15 protein-coding genes are annotated in these 16055 nt (G+C 57.5%); 5 read left to right on the top strand and 10 right to left on the bottom strand.

Annotated elements, in window-relative coordinates:
- Positions 1-18 precede the first annotated feature (18 nt).
- From D906_RS16460 to D906_RS16440, 5 genes are all read right to left on the bottom strand, one after another.
- Complete coding sequence (locus D906_RS16460; RefSeq protein WP_033694688.1) at positions 19-1362, bottom strand: OprD family outer membrane porin; 1344 nt, start codon at positions 1360-1362, stop codon at positions 19-21.
- 132 nt (positions 1363-1494) lie between these two features.
- Entirely contained in the window at positions 1495-1809 is a 315-nt protein-coding gene (locus D906_RS16455; RefSeq protein WP_027615593.1) for a Zn-ribbon domain-containing OB-fold protein, read from the bottom strand.
- Positions 1797-2978 carry a thiolase family protein gene (locus D906_RS16450; protein ID WP_027615594.1) on the bottom strand — a complete coding sequence of 394 codons (1182 nt, stop codon included), beginning with the start codon at positions 2976-2978 and terminating at the stop codon, positions 1797-1799. Before D906_RS16450 ends, D906_RS16455 begins: the two co-directional genes overlap by 13 nt.
- The gene (locus tag D906_RS16445) at positions 2975-4339 is read right to left on the bottom strand and encodes an MFS transporter (protein WP_081741870.1); all 1365 of its coding nucleotides are present in this window, start codon (positions 4337-4339) and stop codon (positions 2975-2977) included. The genes D906_RS16450 and D906_RS16445 overlap by 4 nt, the downstream gene beginning before the upstream one ends.
- 90 nt (positions 4340-4429) lie before the next feature.
- Positions 4430-6043 (bottom strand): ATP-dependent acyl-CoA ligase, encoded by a 1614-nt coding sequence (locus tag D906_RS16440; RefSeq protein WP_027615595.1) that lies wholly within the window; start codon positions 6041-6043, stop codon positions 4430-4432.
- A 114-nt stretch (positions 6044-6157) separates the two neighbouring features.
- Here D906_RS16440 and D906_RS16435 point away from each other — a divergent pair, with 114 nt between their 5' ends.
- Positions 6158-7063 (top strand): LysR family transcriptional regulator, encoded by a 906-nt coding sequence (locus D906_RS16435; RefSeq protein ID WP_027615596.1) that lies wholly within the window; start codon positions 6158-6160, stop codon positions 7061-7063.
- A gap of 174 nt (positions 7064-7237) precedes the next feature.
- On the opposite strand, the gene D906_RS16430 is transcribed toward D906_RS16435, so the two are convergent.
- The gene (locus D906_RS16430; protein WP_050591044.1) at positions 7238-7846 is read right to left on the bottom strand and encodes a flavin reductase family protein; all 609 of its coding nucleotides are present in this window, start codon (positions 7844-7846) and stop codon (positions 7238-7240) included.
- A gap of 278 nt (positions 7847-8124) precedes the next feature.
- Entirely contained in the window at positions 8125-9294 is a 1170-nt protein-coding gene (locus D906_RS16420) for an acyl-CoA dehydrogenase family protein (protein WP_027615599.1), read from the bottom strand.
- Between the two features lie 252 nt (positions 9295-9546).
- Here D906_RS16420 and D906_RS16415 point away from each other — a divergent pair, with 252 nt between their 5' ends.
- Positions 9547-10071, top strand: coding sequence for a flavin reductase (locus D906_RS16415; RefSeq protein ID WP_027615600.1), 525 nt, complete (start codon positions 9547-9549; stop codon positions 10069-10071).
- A 12-nt stretch (positions 10072-10083) separates the two neighbouring features.
- A complete protein-coding gene (locus D906_RS16410) occupies positions 10084-10767 on the top strand; it encodes a hypothetical protein (protein WP_027615601.1) in 684 nt (227 codons plus the stop codon).
- A gap of 43 nt (positions 10768-10810) precedes the next feature.
- Here D906_RS16410 and D906_RS16405 read toward each other — a convergent pair whose 3' ends face one another.
- Positions 10811-11740 carry a LysR family transcriptional regulator gene (locus D906_RS16405; protein ID WP_027615602.1) on the bottom strand — a complete coding sequence of 310 codons (930 nt, stop codon included), beginning with the start codon at positions 11738-11740 and terminating at the stop codon, positions 10811-10813.
- 292 nt (positions 11741-12032) lie between these two features.
- On the opposite strand from D906_RS16405, the gene D906_RS16400 reads away from it, so the two are divergent.
- Entirely contained in the window at positions 12033-13412 is a 1380-nt protein-coding gene (locus D906_RS16400) for an MFS transporter (RefSeq protein WP_050591045.1), read from the top strand.
- 396 nt (positions 13413-13808) lie between these two features.
- On the top strand, positions 13809-14561 hold the full coding sequence (locus tag D906_RS16395) for an SDR family NAD(P)-dependent oxidoreductase (RefSeq protein WP_027615603.1): 753 nt from the start codon (positions 13809-13811) through the stop codon (positions 14559-14561).
- 42 nt (positions 14562-14603) lie between these two features.
- Here D906_RS16395 and D906_RS16390 read toward each other — a convergent pair whose 3' ends face one another.
- Entirely contained in the window at positions 14604-15338 is a 735-nt protein-coding gene (locus tag D906_RS16390) for an IclR family transcriptional regulator (RefSeq protein ID WP_081741873.1), read from the bottom strand.
- A 278-nt stretch (positions 15339-15616) separates the two neighbouring features.
- Positions 15617-16051: a helix-turn-helix domain-containing protein gene (locus D906_RS16385; protein WP_033694697.1), complete on the bottom strand. Its 435-nt coding sequence runs from the start codon at positions 16049-16051 to the stop codon at positions 15617-15619.
- Between the last annotated feature and the right edge of the window lie 4 nt (positions 16052-16055).

Here is a 16055-nt window from a genome sequence, read left to right as displayed (position 1 = left end):
GGTGGAAAACAGTGGTATCTACAGCAGATTGAAAGGGAATTCGGTGATCAGGCGAATCTCATCCATGTCACCGCGTGGCTCAGCCGAATTACCGCGGTGCACGCCATAGCGGGCCTTCAGGCTAAGGTTTTTTGCCGGCCCGCTTTGCACCACATATTGCATCTCGATATTGCGTTCCCAGTGGCGCCCCCCATCCTTGAAGCCGAGGGAATAGTAGGAACTCTCCGGCACGATATTGGAGCCTTTGCCACCCTGTCCCTGCATGTAGCGAATCATGAACCTCAGGCCAGGTACGCCACGCGCGCTGAAGTCATAGTCGTAACGAGCCTGCCAGGACCGATCGTTGGGCGCGTTGAAGTCACTGAGCTGCACGTTGTTAGCCAGCTGTGCCACGGTGGTTTGCCCGTCTCGAAACGCCATATAGTCGAAGGGCGTGTCGCCCTGCACCTTCTGGTAGGCAAGCATGATGGAGTGGGCGCCGAACTTGACGCCCGGGGCAAAGGACCAGGTCAAGTTATCGATGGGTCCGCCATTGGCGGCACCGATGTCGACCGTGCGGTACAGGCTGAAATTCAAGGTTGGCGTTAGCCCCTCGACCAGGCTAGGCAAGTAGCGAAACCCCAGGTAATCCTGGCGCCAGATATCTTCGGCAAATTGAGTACTGATGTAGCCTTTGACTGCGCCCTGCTCGTAATTCAGGCTCAGATAATCGACCGTATCCGTCTCCGTGGCGCCATACAGCGAACGCAACGTGCTGTCGTTGCGGTTCTCCGAAGGCGCCTTGCCGGCGGTGATGTGGGCGGCATCGAAGGTCAGCGGCTGCAGATCGCGGATGGTGAGCTGCCAGGCTGTCACCGTTTGCGGCAACAGGCGCCCGGTACCACCATCGGTGAAGAATACCGGGGACGTGCGCAATTCCATGGACCCGTACTTGAGCACCGTTTCCCGGTACTTGAGCTTGAGCGCACCGCCGCCCACGCTGTACTCGTCCGCCACGTCCCCGTCGTTGTTGACGTGCAGCAGGTTGGTGCCGGTCTTGCCACGACCACTGTCAAGCTTCAATCCCGCATACAGATGAGCGTCGAATCCTATGCCGATAACGCCAGGCGTGAACGCGGAGACGTAGTCCAGCGTCAAGCCTTGGGCCCACTCCGCGCGATAACCATTGACGTTGCCTGAGCGGCGGTTGGCACCACCGTTGCGGAAGTCACGATTGAGATAAAAGTTCCGGGTCACACCGGACAAGGTGCCCTGCTGAAAATAGTTTGAAACTTCGGCCCATGGGTCTTCTGCCAAGGCCTGCTGACAAGCCATTGCCAGCCCTAAGCCAGACACTAGCCGGTAATCGAAAACTGAACGCATAACCACACTCCTGGGTACTCACGTGCACCACGCGCAAGGCCTTGAGGCCATGCATGGTCAGGGAATGACTAGCTGGGGGGCCGGCCGACAACGCACGCTTGAACGCGCGAGGTCGGCTCGGACAGTCGTTGATTACGAGTCGTGGTCGGCCGGGTAGGCTACGATTCGTCGACTTTCATCGATGGCGAGCTCGACCAAGGTGCCGGGAGGCAATGGCTCGGCAGTCTGGGCAATTACCACTGGCCCATCGCGCAGCTCGACGCTGGCCAGGTGCAGGAGCTCACCGGCAGGGATGCCGATCCGCGCGCGCACCACGGTGGCCTGGGCAACCCGGGCGACCCCGGCAGCGACTTCCTGCCATTGCGCCTCGCCGCATTGCGGGCAGCAGTAACGCGGCGGGAAACTTGCCAGGCCGCAACCGATACATTGCTGGATCATGAACGCCATGCCACACCCCCTTGCCACCGTTCGAGCACCACCGCGTTGGCGCACATGCCGTAGCGGTACTGGACCATGCCATAGCCGGTCACCACCGCCAGGCGAGCATCGCTAACCTGACGTTGACCGGCATCGCCAAGCAGCTGGGTGATGGCTTCGACCAGCCCATGCATGCCTCCCGCCGTTCCCGCCTGGCCAGCCGAGAGCTGGCCGCCAGAGGTATTGACCGGCAACTCGAAGCTGCCTATGCGCCGTAGCGTGCGCCGGTAGTCGTCGTCAGGAACAAAGCCCAGGTCAGCGAGCTGGATCAGCGCCATGACCGGATAGTCGTCATATACGCAGGCCAGGTCCATGGCATCAGGCCCTGTACTGGAGCGGTCCCACAGCGTGTCGGCGATCTTGGCCAGAGGGGTCTGCAGGCCGTCGCCAGCCTGATGATCATCGTTGTGAAGCGACTTCACCGCGCGTACTGCCACGTTGACAGTGTTGCGTGCGAGGTCGGCTCGGGTCAGCAGGATCGCGTTGGCACCATTGACCACCGGCACGCAGTCATAGCGGCACAGCGGGTCGGCTACCATGGGCGCGTCCAGGTACTGCTCCATCGTCAGCGGCTCGCGGTAAACCGCCAGCGGGTTACGCTGCGCCCAGGCTCGCTGGGCAATGCACAGCTGTGCATAGTCTTCGCGGCCAAGGCCAGTGCGTTCAGCGTGACGCTGGGTGAGCATCGCGAATACGCCATTGGGCCCACCGTGCAGGAGTGGCTTGAGGTACTCCTCGGTGGTCTTGTTGTAATGGTCGACCAGGGTTCTGAAATCCTCTGGTGTGAACGTATCGCCCGCCACCAGCACGATCACGTTGGCATCACCGTGCTGGATGGCCCGCACGGCGTGCTGCAGCATATTGATCGCGCTCGCCCCGCCGTTGCGGTCATCCATGCACCAGGACAGGGTCAGCCCAAGGCGCCACGCCAAATCGATGGCGTTGTCCGGCCTGTGGGTGAAGGACGCCACGCCCAGGCCGTCCACCTCATGCGGGGCCACGCCCGCCTGGCGCAGCAATCGCTGCACCGCCCGTCCGAGCAATTGCGACGTCGACTCGCCTGTGCCGCGCCGGCTGTAGGGCACCTCCACCGCGCCCGCGATCAGCGCCACGGCGTCGTTACTTGCTGACCGGCTCATGACCGCCCTCCCTTAGCCCGCACGCGGGTCTCCTTGGTAAAACAGAGAGAGATGACCGTGACCAGACCCAGCCCCATCATCATCAAAGATACTGGCCAACTGGCCTGGTAATGTGCAAGCAAGGCGGTAGCGATCATCGGCGACAGGCCGCCGGAGAAAACCGAGGCGACTTCATGCCCCAGCGCGATGCCGGAATAGCGGACCTCCGTGCTGAACAGCTCCCCCATAAGGCTCGGCTGAGTACCGATCATGGCTCCATGGCAGATGGCATTGCCAATCAGAAAGGCCAGCCAGATCCAGGCGGGCTCTCGGGTCTCGAGTAACCAGAAGAATGGAAAAGCCATCAGCACCATCCCGACGGCGCCAACCATGTACACCGGTTTGCGACCGATGCGGTCCGATAGGCGCCCCCAGAACAACATTGCCACCAACTCTACGCACGTGGACACCGTGACCCCCGCCAGCATTACGCCGTTGGGCACACCGAGAAACTTGCCGTAGACCAGCGCGAACGCCAGCATGAGGTAGGAGCCGCCGTTTTCAGCCACCCGCAGTCCCATGGCCATCAGCACTTCGCGCGGATGTTTGCGTAACACTTCCAACACGGGCATGTGCCCCGTCTTGCCACTTGTCTCGGCTTGCTGGAAATCCTGGCTTTCGGGAAGTGCACGGCGGATGTACACGCCCAGGCCGAAGATGACGATGGAGATAAGGAACGGAATGCGCCAGCCCCAGCTGTGGAAATCCTGCTCCGGCAACAGCTGGACCACATAGAACGCCCCTGCGGATAAGACAAACCCACCGCCCACTCCGATCTGACTGATCGAAGCGTAGAAGCCGCGGCGCTCGGGCGGTGCCGACTCGCTGATCATCAGCACGCCACCGCCCCACTCGCCTCCTGCCGCGATGCCCTGCAGGATCCGTAACAGCAGTAACAGCACCGGCGCCCACACCCCCGCTTGAGCGTAGGTGGGCAGCAGTCCGATCAGGAACGTCGCGCCGCCCATGATCGAGAGCGTCCATACCAAGGCTTTCTTGCGCCCGTATTTGTCGCCGATATGGCCAAATATCACGCCGCCGAAAGGCCGGGCGAGAAAACCCACTGCGAACCCAGCTAGCGCTGCGATCGTACCGACCAGTGGATCGGTGCCTTTGGGAAAAAACAAATCCCCAAAGATAAGCGCCGCCGCTGTGCTGTAGAGAAAGAAGTCGTACCACTCCAACGCATTGCCCGTGACAGAAGCCAAGACAATCTTGCGAAAGGTTTTTTTGTCAATCGGTGTGCGGTTTTCAACCGCAGTGGGAACATGACTGTTTCCCGACTGGGTCTCGGATAGTTCAAGCGAATGCGTGCCCGTCATGGCGGTCTCCGTCAATGACTGAATAATTATGAACGCAGTTGTTATTGTTATTGCATCGTTTTTTATTGCACGGCAGTCAAAGCTAAGTAATTAGGCGCGTTTAAGCCTATAACCGGAGCACTCTAGGTCCCACGTGGTGGCGGTAACACCGAGCGCTCTCAATTTATATTTTTGCACTTTACCGTTTTCAGTCTTCGGCAATTCAATAACAAAGTCCAAGTAACGCGGCACGGCGAAATAAGCCAGCCGGGACTCGCAGTATTGCGTCAGTTCCAGTGGATCGAGCCGAGCCCCTTCCTTGATGATGATCGCGGCCATGACTTCATCTTCGGCTAGTTCAGACTTCACCGCATATACCGCCGCGAGTTCCACGGCAGGATGGCTCAATAGCACCTGCTCCACCTCAAAAGAAGAGATGTTCTCGCCCCGACGGCGGATCGTGTCCTTCAAGCGGTCAACAAAGCGGAAATAGCCGTCGCTATCGCGCACCACACGGTCGCCTGTGTGATACCAGAGGTTGCGCCAGGCTTCGACGGTTTTGTCCGGCATACCGAAATAACCGCACGCGAAAGCGAAAGGATGTTCAGCACGCAATACCAGCTCTCCCGGCTCGCCATCCGGCACCGGCCGATCCTGGCTGTCCACCACGAGAGCAGTGAAGCCTTTGGCCAAACGGCCCATGCAACCAGGACGCTGCGTCGCCAACGGCCCTCCAATCACGGCATTGGTTTCGGTGGCGCCATAACCGTCGATCAGGCCGATACCGCTGCGCTGGATGAATGGCGCGTGGAACTGTTCCGGCACGCCCGGCGCCAGAGCGACACGCACACTGTGCGCGCGCTCTTGCTCACTCTGCGGGCGGCTCAAAAGAATAGGCACCATGGCGCCCAACAGATAAGTCACGGTGGCACCAGTTTCAGCCAGGGCCGGGTAGAAGCCACTGGCCGAGAAGCGCTTGTCCACCACCAACTGTGCGTCGTGCAGCAAGGCTTGGAAGAAGGCGTTCAACGCATTGGTATGGAACAACGGCAGGCAGGTATACAGCACATCGCCGGGGCGTACTTGCAGGTCCCCACCGGTATTCACGCCCCACCAGAAGAACTGCGCGTGAGGGCAGATCACGCCCTTGGACAGCCCGGAAGTGCCGGAGGTGTAAAGGATAACCAGCGGATCGCCATCCTCGAGCACTGCAGATGGCGCCTTGGAGGTACTGCGAGGCGGCATCGACTGAACCTGGATGCGGTCCTGCCACATCGCATTGGGCTCACTCTGGGGCGAAACGACCCAAACGGTTTCGACAGCAAGCGATGTGTAATCCAGTGCCGCGAGCACGTCTAGATTGGCATCGTCACATACCAGCAAGCGTGCGCCACTATTGGCCAGAATGTGACTCAGCTGCATGCCGCGGCAGGCGGTATTGATAGGTACCGCAACCGCGCCCAGCCAGCCACACGCCAACAGCACTTCAAGGAACTCGGCGCGGTTGGCGCACATCAGCCCTACCCGGTCTCCACGCTGTATGCCATATTCAGCCAGCGTCGCCGCACGCGCTGCGATCACTTCGACAAGCTCCACCGCAGTCCAGGTGCAGCTTCGGTCGGAAAAAAGTGCAGTATCAGGGCTCCGCTCGATACGTTTCGACAACAGCGCCGGAAGTGTTAATGCTCCGCCAACTGCTTGTTGTTCGCTAAAACTTTCGTCCATCACTCAACGCCTCAGATTGTTAAATCGCCTTGCAGTTGTTCCGGAGTCTATGAATGTGTAATCTATAAGTCAAATTCATAACAATTATATAGTCTATAAACGAGATTTATCCGCATGCGCAATTTGAATGACGTGGATTTGAACTTGCTTCGGGTTTTTCAAGCCATCATGGAGGAGCGCAGTTTGACCCTCGCGGCGGGACGCCTGGGGATCACCCAACCGGCTGTAAGTTATGCCTTAAATCGACTCCGCAAGTTATTTGATGATGCGCTGTTCGTGCGCGCGCCGGAAGGCATGCTGCCGACCCAGACTGCCGAGCGTATTGCCCTTCCGATCGGACGGGCGCTGACGGCTGTGCGTGACGCTCTGAACGAAACCGAACCTTTCGATCCTGCCACCAGCGACCGCGAGTTTCGTTTGTGTATGTCAGACATCGGCGAACAGGTGTTCCTGCCAGCACTGTGCAAACGACTTCAGACCCTCGCGCCGCGCATCAAGCTGTCATCGGAGTTGGTGCCCATCGCCATGGTGGTCGAGCGGATGCGCATGGGGCAGCTGGATTTTGCCATTGGCAACCTGTCCACGCTAAAACCGACAACCCGGTATAAATCCCTGTTTCATGAACAATACGCCTGCATGACTCGCAAGCGAGACGGACTTCCCGCAGATACGATCAGCGTGGAACAGTTTCTTGCCCTCTCCCATGTCAGCGTCACGTCCACCGATAGCAGCCACGTGGCCATCGAGGACACCTTGGTCGCACGCGGCCTGAATCGCCACATCGCGTTGCGGGTCCCGCATTTCACAGTAGTGCCGCAGATACTCAGTCATACAGGGTGGATGGTCACCCTACCCAAGGGCGTTGCCCATGACCTGAACCATTCCGAAGACTTCATGATCTATCCGCTACCAGTGGAAATACCAGGATTCGAATCCACTCTTCATTGGCATGGTGCCTACGACGCTGACGCGGGCAATCGGTGGTTCAGGGAATTCATCTTCGAAACCTTGCGCAGATGAGGCGTGGTGACCGCCAGAGGCCTGATGCGATGTCTTCACGTCCACGGTAACCCCCGAAACGACCGGCATACCGAGCTCCCTTGCTCTGGCAAGCGCCAAGGGCAAGCATGAGGGCATCCTTGCCCTTGGCGCAGACCAACTGCAGTCACACAAGCGAACCGCACTCACTGGTCTTCACTGCACGATAGGCCGGTGAAAGATCACCCCCAAGCCGGCATAGAAAGGCCCACCCAGGCGAGCCAGCGGGCGCATCTTCGCACTATCGATATGCTTGCCATCGAAGATCTCCTCTGACAGGTGATAGGCCACTACTTCGCCGACGAACAGCGTACAGCTGCCGTCGCCCAGAATGAGTGCCTGGTCAAGGCGGCACTCCATCTGCACCGGCGTGCAAGCGATGCGCGGCGCATTGACGAACTGGCTGGGCAACAGCTCGATGCCGAGCATATCGACCTCACTTTCATCGGGCCCATAGCTCCACGCGCAGCGATGCATCAGTTCCATGTTGGCCTCCGTCACCACATTGATCACGAATTCACCCGACTCACGGATGTTCCTCGCCGTATCCTTGGGCTGCCCATCACGGTGCTCGATATTGATCGCGATGAGGGTTGGACTGGACGCCACGTAGTTGTAGGAGCTGAAGGGTGCCGCGTTGACCGTCCCTTCTTGATCAACGGTCGTCACCCAGGCGATCGGTCGAGGCACCACACAGCCTACGACCAGTTTGTGGGCAGTCGCTGGATCCAGCCCACGCCCGTCTACGAAGGAAAAAGTGGTCATCCCCATAAACCCTCATTGAGCCGTACTGTGACGGCTGCGACTGGATAAGAGAGTCCGGCCCCCGTCCCGCACCGCAAGCCAGGCAAAACGGATTCAGAGCGGAGCTCGTTTGCGCCCTTGGTCTGGCTGGTCGAAATGACTGCAACGGTAGTGATGGTCTCGATGACGAGCAACATCGCCGACGCTGGCCAGACCTCCATGCGCTCACTCCCGCATGGGACCCCGCGGCCGGGCCAGCATTCTAAAGCAGCTGTTGGCCAAGCCTGAGGTTCTGCACATCATGGATACGGCGTGGTTGGCGCGATGCCGGCAAACAGCGCACCAGCACTGTCATAAGTGGCTTCGCCGAGGAACGCGTGCTGGGTGACCACCATGGCGTCACGCAAGATCCATTGCAGTCGGTTGTCGTCGTAGATCGCGGCAGTCCCTGCAAGGCGATACGCCATCGTGATAACCTCGGCACAGGTATGGGCGGCATGGGTAGCACTCAAACGTAGCAAGTTGGTTTGTTTTTCGCTCACCGGCACGCCCGCGAGGATGCTTTGCCAGACAGCTTCCGGCGCCTCATAGAAAAATGCACGGGCACTGCGCAACTTGGCCTCGGCCTTGCCCAATTCGATTCGGTAATAGGCGCGATCACCCAGACGCGGAGCTCCGGTCACGGTTTTGGTACTGCCAGACATGGCCGTGACCAAGTCCAGCGCAGCGCGCGCCAGGCCGAGATTGACCGCAGCGTGAACCTGGGCCTGATAGGACACCGAAGGGTATCGGTACAGCGGCTCATCGATTGTGGCCCCGGTCCCGCGAGTGAAAGTCCAGGCATGCTCGACCGTCTTGCCCTGTAACTTGAGGTCATGGCTGCCAGTGCCTTGCATGCCAACCACATTCCAGTTCTCGACGATTTCCACTTCACTCGCAGGAAAAACCGCGGTCAGCGGCTTACCGGCACCCGCTCCGCCACCATTTGCCGCCGTACCGCCAATGCCCACGCCAATCCAGTCCGCGCCCTTGCAACCGCTGGCAAAACGCCAATGTCCGCTGATCTCCCAGCCGCCCTGGATCGCACGCGCGGGTTGCAACGGATAAAGGCCGCCCGCAAAGACCTGGTCTGGCCCGCCAGCATAGATCAGCGCCTGGGTTTCCGGTGGTAGGGACGCCAGGTAGATATTGCCGGAACCAAATGCAGCCACCCAACCTGTGGATCCGTCCACCTCAGAAATACGCTCGATGATTCTGAGAAATTCGGCCGGCGCCAATGCATCACCCCCGAAGCACTTTGGCGTGCTGGCGCGGAAGATGCCGGCAGCCTTCATTTTTTCGATCATGTCCTTGGGAACATGGGACCGTTCATTGAACTCCTTGCGGCGGGCGGCCACTTCAGCGAGGACTGCTTCAAGCGGTAATTTACCGCTCAAACCGGACTCACTGGAAACTGCCGAGTGCTCCATGCAAAGGACTTGCGTATTCATCTTATTCTCCGGATGGACGTGGGATTACGATCAGCATGGGGAGAGACTGAACGTTAAGCAAATTCAAAACTTGCATGCGGCCATGATTCAAATGAATAGACTTGTTCAGTCTTCAAACTCCCACGCTCATTACGTCTACGAATACCATCAATGCGAAAGATGAATTTGACCCGTTTGACAGCTACGCCCAGCATTAAACCGTTCATTTACGCAAACGGATCTAGAGACATCATGACGACCACAACAAACAAAGATGATTTCCGCCAAGCACTTTCCCTGCTGTCCGCTGCGGTCAATGTCATTACCACCGCCGGCCCTCATGGCCGCCTGGGGCTGACCGCAAGCGCCGTGTGTTCCGTAACCGACATGCCACCAACGGTCCTGGTCTGCGTCAACCGCAACAGCTCGATTCACGCAGCCGTGGTGGCCAACCGCGCGCTGTGCGTGAACATTCTTCCAGGACACCTTGAGGGGATGGCCCGGCATTTTGCGGGCATGACCTCCGTACCGCCTGAAGAGCGTTTCGCCGACGATGCCTGGAACGAGGGGATCACTGGCGTGCCGGTGCTGGGCGATGCACTGGCAAGCCTTGAAGGCCACGTGGTGGACATCAAGGAAGTCGGCTCACACTCCGTGTTGTTCGTAGAAGTCGCGCATATCCACCTCGGCGCGGAGGGTGAAAGCCTGACCTACTTCGGACGGAACTTTCACCGCCTGGAGCGATCCGGCGCCGCTCAACATTCATCGATTTCCTGACCGAGGCGCGCCATGACCTACTGCCTGTTCTTGACGGCTCATAACCAGCAGCCCGGCTTACACCTGGAGATGACGGATATCGCGGAGCAGCTTGCGGCTCTTCCGGGCTTGACCCAATTACTGTTCCATCAGCCATTGGAGCTACCTGACGCCGACCCGTTCATTGCTGCCGAGGCGACACCAAACTGCGTCCTCCAGCTCTACTTCAGCACCATTGATCAGATTGAAGCGGTCTTGCATACCGAGGGGAAACTCGGAACCTTCGTGCAAGCTTCGAACTTGGCCGGTTACCAATGGGAGCAACAGGTGATGCTGGTTCGACGCTTCGGCGACAGTCCGGTCCCGCAGATTCTGCCCAGAAGCGAGGAGCAAGTGACGTATCTGGTGCACTATTCAGGGCACGTTGAAGACGAAGCGGATTGGATCGAGCGCTACCTGCACCAGCATCCGCCCTTGCTGGCAAAACTACCCAATGTACGCAGCGTAGAGGTATACACGCGACTCGATTATTGTAGCCAGTTGCCCGTGGCGCGTAGCAACGCACTGCAGCGCAACAAGGTGGTGTTCGACTCGGCGCAGGGATTGCGTGATGCGCTGGCTTCGCCGCAACGAGAAGCCTTGCGGGAGGATTATCTAAGCCTGCCTCGCTTCGTAGGCGAAAGCCCGCACTACCCCATGCATACCTGCGAGTGTTGAACGGTTGGAGCGGCAGGGGAATCCCAAACCTGGTCTGCCAGCGTCATGACGCTGGCGTGTCCGCCAACAAACCCACCAGTAATGTGCGCAACCAGGCGATACCCGAGTCCGACGAAAAACGCCTGTGGCAATAGAGGCCGACAGATATCCTTGGCAACTCCACAGGCAGGCGCAGCACACGAAACGCGCCTGCCTTGTTGTTTTGCATCGCTATGGCGCGTGGCATTACTAAGGCAAGATCGGTACTGGCGACGATTTCGGGCGCGATCGTGAAGTTGGGAACCTTCAGCGCTATGCCCCGCTGCAGACCAACCTTGCGAAACGCAGCGTCTGCGGTCTGACCGTGGCCAGTGATGTTGCTCGATACGTGCACATAGCGCAGCGTCTGCATGTGTTGGAGAGTCAGCTCGCTCGTCTGCAAGGGGTGATGCTTGCGCAGCAGGCAGATGAACTCATCTTCCAGCAGACTCTCATACAGACAGTCTTCGGTGGGCTCGGCCAGGTAACCCAGCGCAAGGTCGATTTCGCTCTTGCGCAGGGCCACGGTCAGTTGGTCGATCGGCAGCGGCTGAATTTCCAAACTAACGCCTGGCGCTTGGCATGTCAGCACCTCCATGATCCGCGGCAGGACATATAGCTGCGCCATATCTGACATTGAGATGCGAAACGTGCGCGTGGCGGTTGCAGGGTCGAAGCGCGACGAACTCATCAAGGCGCCCTGGATAATGACCAAGGCCTGTTCTATAGGCCCGGATAGGCGCAGCGCCGCATCGGTCGGCTCCATTGAAGTCGCTGTGCGGACGAACAGTGGATCATCGAAAATATCACGCAGGCGACGCAGAGCGTGGCTGACCGCTGGCTGGCTGAGGTGCAGGCGATCGGCCGCTATTGTCAGGCTCCGGTGCTCCCAGATCGCTATGAACGTTTTAAGCAAATTCAAATCGATCGTAGCCAGATTGATGTGTTTCGTCATGTAAATTCTCGTACTGAAAGTTAGACCCACGAGAGCGTGCTGCTTTCCCAGCGCATGCCGCCGAGCCATTATGCGGCGGCAGCGCGGCGCCGGGGAAACTTTTTCACCAGGTTCTCACTCACGCCGTCAGAACAACAACTGAGAGGCTTATTCATCTGATGCATTGCGCACATAACGCTTGATCATTTGACCCTGTCCGCACGGCAAAACTACTGTGTCAACAAAATGAAATATCAAAAAAACCCTGTGTGCCCGTGCCTTTTATTAGGTCGTTTATGAGGTGAAGAATAAGATGACTGCACCAATAAGTGGCGTTTCGCCCAAATCAGGTTCCCCCCGCGCGGTCCGTTCTGTTTTCATATCCGTTATTGGTCAGATCTTGGAATGGTATGACTTCTTTTTATATGGAACGGCGGCAGCTCTGGTATTTGGTGAACTGTTCTTTCCAATCAATGAAGACCCACTCACAGGCACTATCGCAGCCTATGGCGGGCTAGCGCTCGGCTTTATCGCCCGACCGGTCGGTGGCATGATCTGCGGTCATTTGGGTGATCGTTACGGACGCAAGATGGTGCTTACGCTGACCTTGAGCGCCATGGGCGCTGCCACGTTCCTGATGGGTCTATTGCCCACCTATCAGAGCATCGGCATTGCAGCCCCGATTCTGCTGGTTGCGTTACGCCTGGTGCAGGGGCTCGCTGCGGGTGGGGAATGGAGCGGCAGCATTCTGGTGATCAGCGAGAACACCCATCAAAGCCAGACTGGACGCCTTTCCGCCTGGGCACCCTGCGGTGCGGTGGTGGGCTTTGTGATGTCAACCGGTGCCTTCATGCTCGCCGAAAGCGTGTCGGGCGAGGCTTTCATGACCTGGGGCTGGCGTGTCCCGTTCTTGTTCAGCCTTGTACTCATTGGCGTTGGGCTTTATCTGCGCAGCCACATGGACGAGAGCCATGAATTTGCAGAAGTCAGCGCGTCGGGAAAATCTGTCCAAGCCCCGATCAAGGAAGTGCTGCGCTGCCATCCCCGGGAGATCCTCATGATCTTCGGATTGCGACTGGGGGAAGGATGCGGATCGTGGATCTTTTTCGCTTTTTCGATCGCCTACGGTAAATTTCTCGGCCTGTCGAATAGCTTTGTGCTGGGGGCGCTGACGTTCTCAATGGTGCTGCAGATCCCCTGCACGCTGCTGGCAGGCTACGCCTGCGACAGGTTGGGGCGAAAACCTGTGTACCTGGCGGGCGCTGTGGCCATGTTGCTATTTTCCTACCCGTTTTTCCTGATGTTCGAGTCAGGCGTACCGTGGGTGATCGTAACTGGCCTGGTAGTGGCCAATGGCTTGGTGCTGGGCCTTCTCCAGGGCGCTCAGCCATCGTACATCAGTGAATTGCTACCTGCCCGCCTGCGTTTTTCCGGCCTAGGCATCGGCAGGGAAATCGCTTCAGTGCTCGGTGGTGGACTTGCGCCCATCATCGCCACCGCGTTGCTCGCCCATTACCGCGTACCTGAACCCATCGCCCTCTACCTAGGTAGCATGGCGCTGGTCACGGTCGTTACCACCCTGCTTACGCCTGAAACCTATCCTTGCGAGCAGCGTATTCGTGACCGCGAAGCGTTGAAAACACCGGAGAGCAAGCGCGCCTATACAGAAAGCAGCATTGTAGCGGGAGGATGACGGGATCGGCAGTTGCTTCACTTCCTTAAACCGCAACTGCGAGCATGGCCTTGTTGTCAACCGCCGACCGCAACTTCCAGTACATATAGACGCCACGTTGATTCGTGCGTGGTGCCACCAGAGGGGCGGCCCAGCGCCGACCAAGCTGCTCCTCTGTCCCTGCAGTGTGCTAGCTGGCATGGGAAGAAAAAGCCCAAGAGCAGTGAAGGGCTGCGAGCAAAGGGGCGCAATATCCAGTGGAAACCTGCCACACCACGGTGAGATCAACCTTTGATAACGAATGGACTGCGCATCTTTCGACACTGCCGAAATTCCCTCGTCTATTCGCTGGCTCTGTAGACGCCGGAATTTTTGCCATTAGGATAATCAGCAACTCAATCCTACGTGGAGCTAATGATGGATTTGGAACTTGCTGGAAAAAAAATCTTGGTCAGCGGCGGCACCCGGGGGATCGGTCGAGCGATCGTTGAAACATTCCTAGCAGAAGGTGCCCATGTTTCATTCTGCGCACGTGACGCCGCGACAGTCTCCCGGCTGCAGGACGAATTGGGGGGCAATTGTATCGGTTGGCAAGTTGACGTAACGGATCCCGCCCAAGTGGCAAACTGGGTTAAAGCGTCTGCCGATGCACTGAGTGGGATCGATATAATCGTGCCTAACGTCAGTGCCCTGCTTGCCGGCCCCGACATGGAAGTATGGGAAAAAGGCTACAAGACCGATCTGCTCGGCACCGTTCAATTTGTGAATGCGGCGTTGCCTTACCTAAAAGAGTCTGCAAACGCGGCGGTGGTACTCATCTCCAGCGTATCAGGCCGCGATATCGATATTTTTGCCGAACCTTATGGCGTCTTCAAAGCTGCGCTGATCCACTATGGCAAAACGCTGGCTTTGAAGCTCATTAAAGATGGGATCCGCGTCAATACAATTTCCCCAGGAAACGTTTATTTTGAAGACGGTGTATGGGGAAAAATCGAACGCGAGCAACCCGAGGTCTTCGCTGAGTTCATTCGCGCCAACCCAACCGGCAGGATGGCCACGCCCAAAGAGATCGCCACGGCGACCGCTTTTTTGGCCAGCCCCCTTTCGAGTTTCACCGTTGGAGCTAACTTCCTGATCGATGGCGGCCTGTCTAAAGGCGTCCAGTTTTAAAAAAAGCCACCTCGGCGTCTGCTGAGGTGGCTTTTTCAATGATCACAAACTCAACAGCGGGTACAGTTCGTTTATTATACGCTTCGCCAGAGATTCCAAATCTATTCCACATGCGTCACCTGCCAAACACTTCATGCCTAGCGCTGCCACGAGAGCGCCTTTATAACGCAGGGGTATAGCCAGGCAACGCTCCTGGCTTCTGTCGCTGTCCTCGATAGCCCACCCCTGATCACGAACCCGCTTCAGCTCTTCCTGCATATCGAACGTTATCGGCGTTTGGATGCTTATTCTTCGCGCCAGCGCACTGTCGTGCGCCAAGAATATTTTACCAATAGCGGTAAAAGTGATGGGTGCATCAGACAACTCCCGACGCGCTTCCTCACTGCCCATCTTATCGAGAACTTTTAGGGATACATAAGTTTTAGTACCGCAAGCGACCGCCAATATGGTGGTCATCTTACACAATCTATTTGCTGCCTGCAGGGCAGGTTCAAACAGCCGTAGCAATTCAGTCTCGCGTTGCTCCGATGACTTACCCAAATGATGCAGGCGTATGCCGATACTGTAATCCAACCCTTGCCTAATTACATACCCAAGTGCCACTAGCGTATCCAGAATACCGTGCACTGTACTCACACTCATTTCTGTTGCCAGCGCGATATCTCTAAGTTTCGCGGTTCCGCCGACATCGCGAATAACCTCTAGCACCAGGAAAGCTTTTTCAACTGACCGTATTCCGTAACCAGACATCATCAGTCCTGAGGCAAAAATAAACACCGATTAATCCAGGCACAAACCAATTACATCTCTCAGTCGCCGGACACCACACTGACTCGAAGAATATATACACTGGCGCGGCAAGGCAGTTAACGTGTCTACTCACTACGCCGTCACCTTGAACAACAAGCGACCTAGCGTAAATGAAGGTCCGTCACCCGTCAAACGAACGCTTTTAAACCGTTACTACTTGGCCGTGACGGACGGTAGCCTCAAAGGCACATGGCCATCAGCGGGGCTGTCCTCTAAGTACACAATGCATACTTAACAAGCCTGAGCTATTCATCTGCTCCAGCGCTTTGCCACGGTGGTAATTCTCCACCTTCAATATCGAATTTTCTTCGCGCCTCTCGAAAATCATCGACATGTTCGACAACCCAAGTCCAAATGGGTGTCATCTTGATCAGCAGCTCTTTCCCAAGCAGCGTGAGTTCGTATTCGACTTTTGGAGGAAAAGTCTCTTGTATGTACCGACTTACAAGTCCATCTCGCTCAAGCGAGCGGAGCGTGCGCGTCAACATACGCTGGGTAACACCGACCATCTGTCGCCCGATCTCGGCATGACGCATGCGGCCATAAACACCCAGGAAATGAAGAATCCCCAATGACCAACGGCTGCCCGCATGGGCCAGTATCTCACGGCGCAGCCCGTCGTCCTCCTCATTCAGCGTTTTGCAGATCTTCTCAGAATCTTGAAGAGTTTCAACATTCATAACA

This window comes from Pseudomonas sp. LAIL14HWK12:I1, assembly GCF_003202095.1.
GTDB lineage: Bacteria > Pseudomonadota > Gammaproteobacteria > Pseudomonadales > Pseudomonadaceae > Aquipseudomonas > Aquipseudomonas monteilii.
This window is presented reverse-complemented; position numbering and strand designations above follow the sequence as displayed.

Excerpts from the sequence above, each read along its gene's own strand:
- D906_RS16435 (WP_027615596.1), top strand. The coding sequence starts at position 6,158 with ATGCGCAATTTGAATGACGTGGATTTGAACTTGCTTCGGGTTTTTCAA.
- D906_RS16430 (WP_050591044.1), bottom strand. The coding sequence starts at position 7,846 with ATGACCACTTTTTCCTTCGTAGACGGGCGTGGGCTGGATCCAGCGACT.
- D906_RS16460 (WP_033694688.1), bottom strand. The coding sequence starts at position 1,362 with ATGCGTTCAGTTTTCGATTACCGGCTAGTGTCTGGCTTAGGGCTGGCA.
- D906_RS16385 (WP_033694697.1), bottom strand. The coding sequence starts at position 16,051 with ATGAATGTTGAAACTCTTCAAGATTCTGAGAAGATCTGCAAAACGCTG.
- D906_RS16420 (WP_027615599.1), bottom strand. The coding sequence starts at position 9,294 with ATGGAGCACTCGGCAGTTTCCAGTGAGTCCGGTTTGAGCGGTAAATTA.
- D906_RS16445 (WP_081741870.1), bottom strand. The coding sequence starts at position 4,339 with ATGACGGGCACGCATTCGCTTGAACTATCCGAGACCCAGTCGGGAAAC.
- D906_RS16410 (WP_027615601.1), top strand. The coding sequence starts at position 10,084 with ATGACCTACTGCCTGTTCTTGACGGCTCATAACCAGCAGCCCGGCTTA.
- D906_RS16395 (WP_027615603.1), top strand. The coding sequence starts at position 13,809 with ATGGATTTGGAACTTGCTGGAAAAAAAATCTTGGTCAGCGGCGGCACC.
- D906_RS16405 (WP_027615602.1), bottom strand. The coding sequence starts at position 11,740 with ATGACGAAACACATCAATCTGGCTACGATCGATTTGAATTTGCTTAAA.
- D906_RS16415 (WP_027615600.1), top strand. The coding sequence starts at position 9,547 with ATGACGACCACAACAAACAAAGATGATTTCCGCCAAGCACTTTCCCTG.
- D906_RS16440 (WP_027615595.1), bottom strand. The coding sequence starts at position 6,043 with ATGGACGAAAGTTTTAGCGAACAACAAGCAGTTGGCGGAGCATTAACA.
- D906_RS16400 (WP_050591045.1), top strand. The coding sequence starts at position 12,033 with ATGACTGCACCAATAAGTGGCGTTTCGCCCAAATCAGGTTCCCCCCGC.
- D906_RS16455 (WP_027615593.1), bottom strand. The coding sequence starts at position 1,809 with ATGGCGTTCATGATCCAGCAATGTATCGGTTGCGGCCTGGCAAGTTTC.
- D906_RS16450 (WP_027615594.1), bottom strand. The coding sequence starts at position 2,978 with ATGAGCCGGTCAGCAAGTAACGACGCCGTGGCGCTGATCGCGGGCGCG.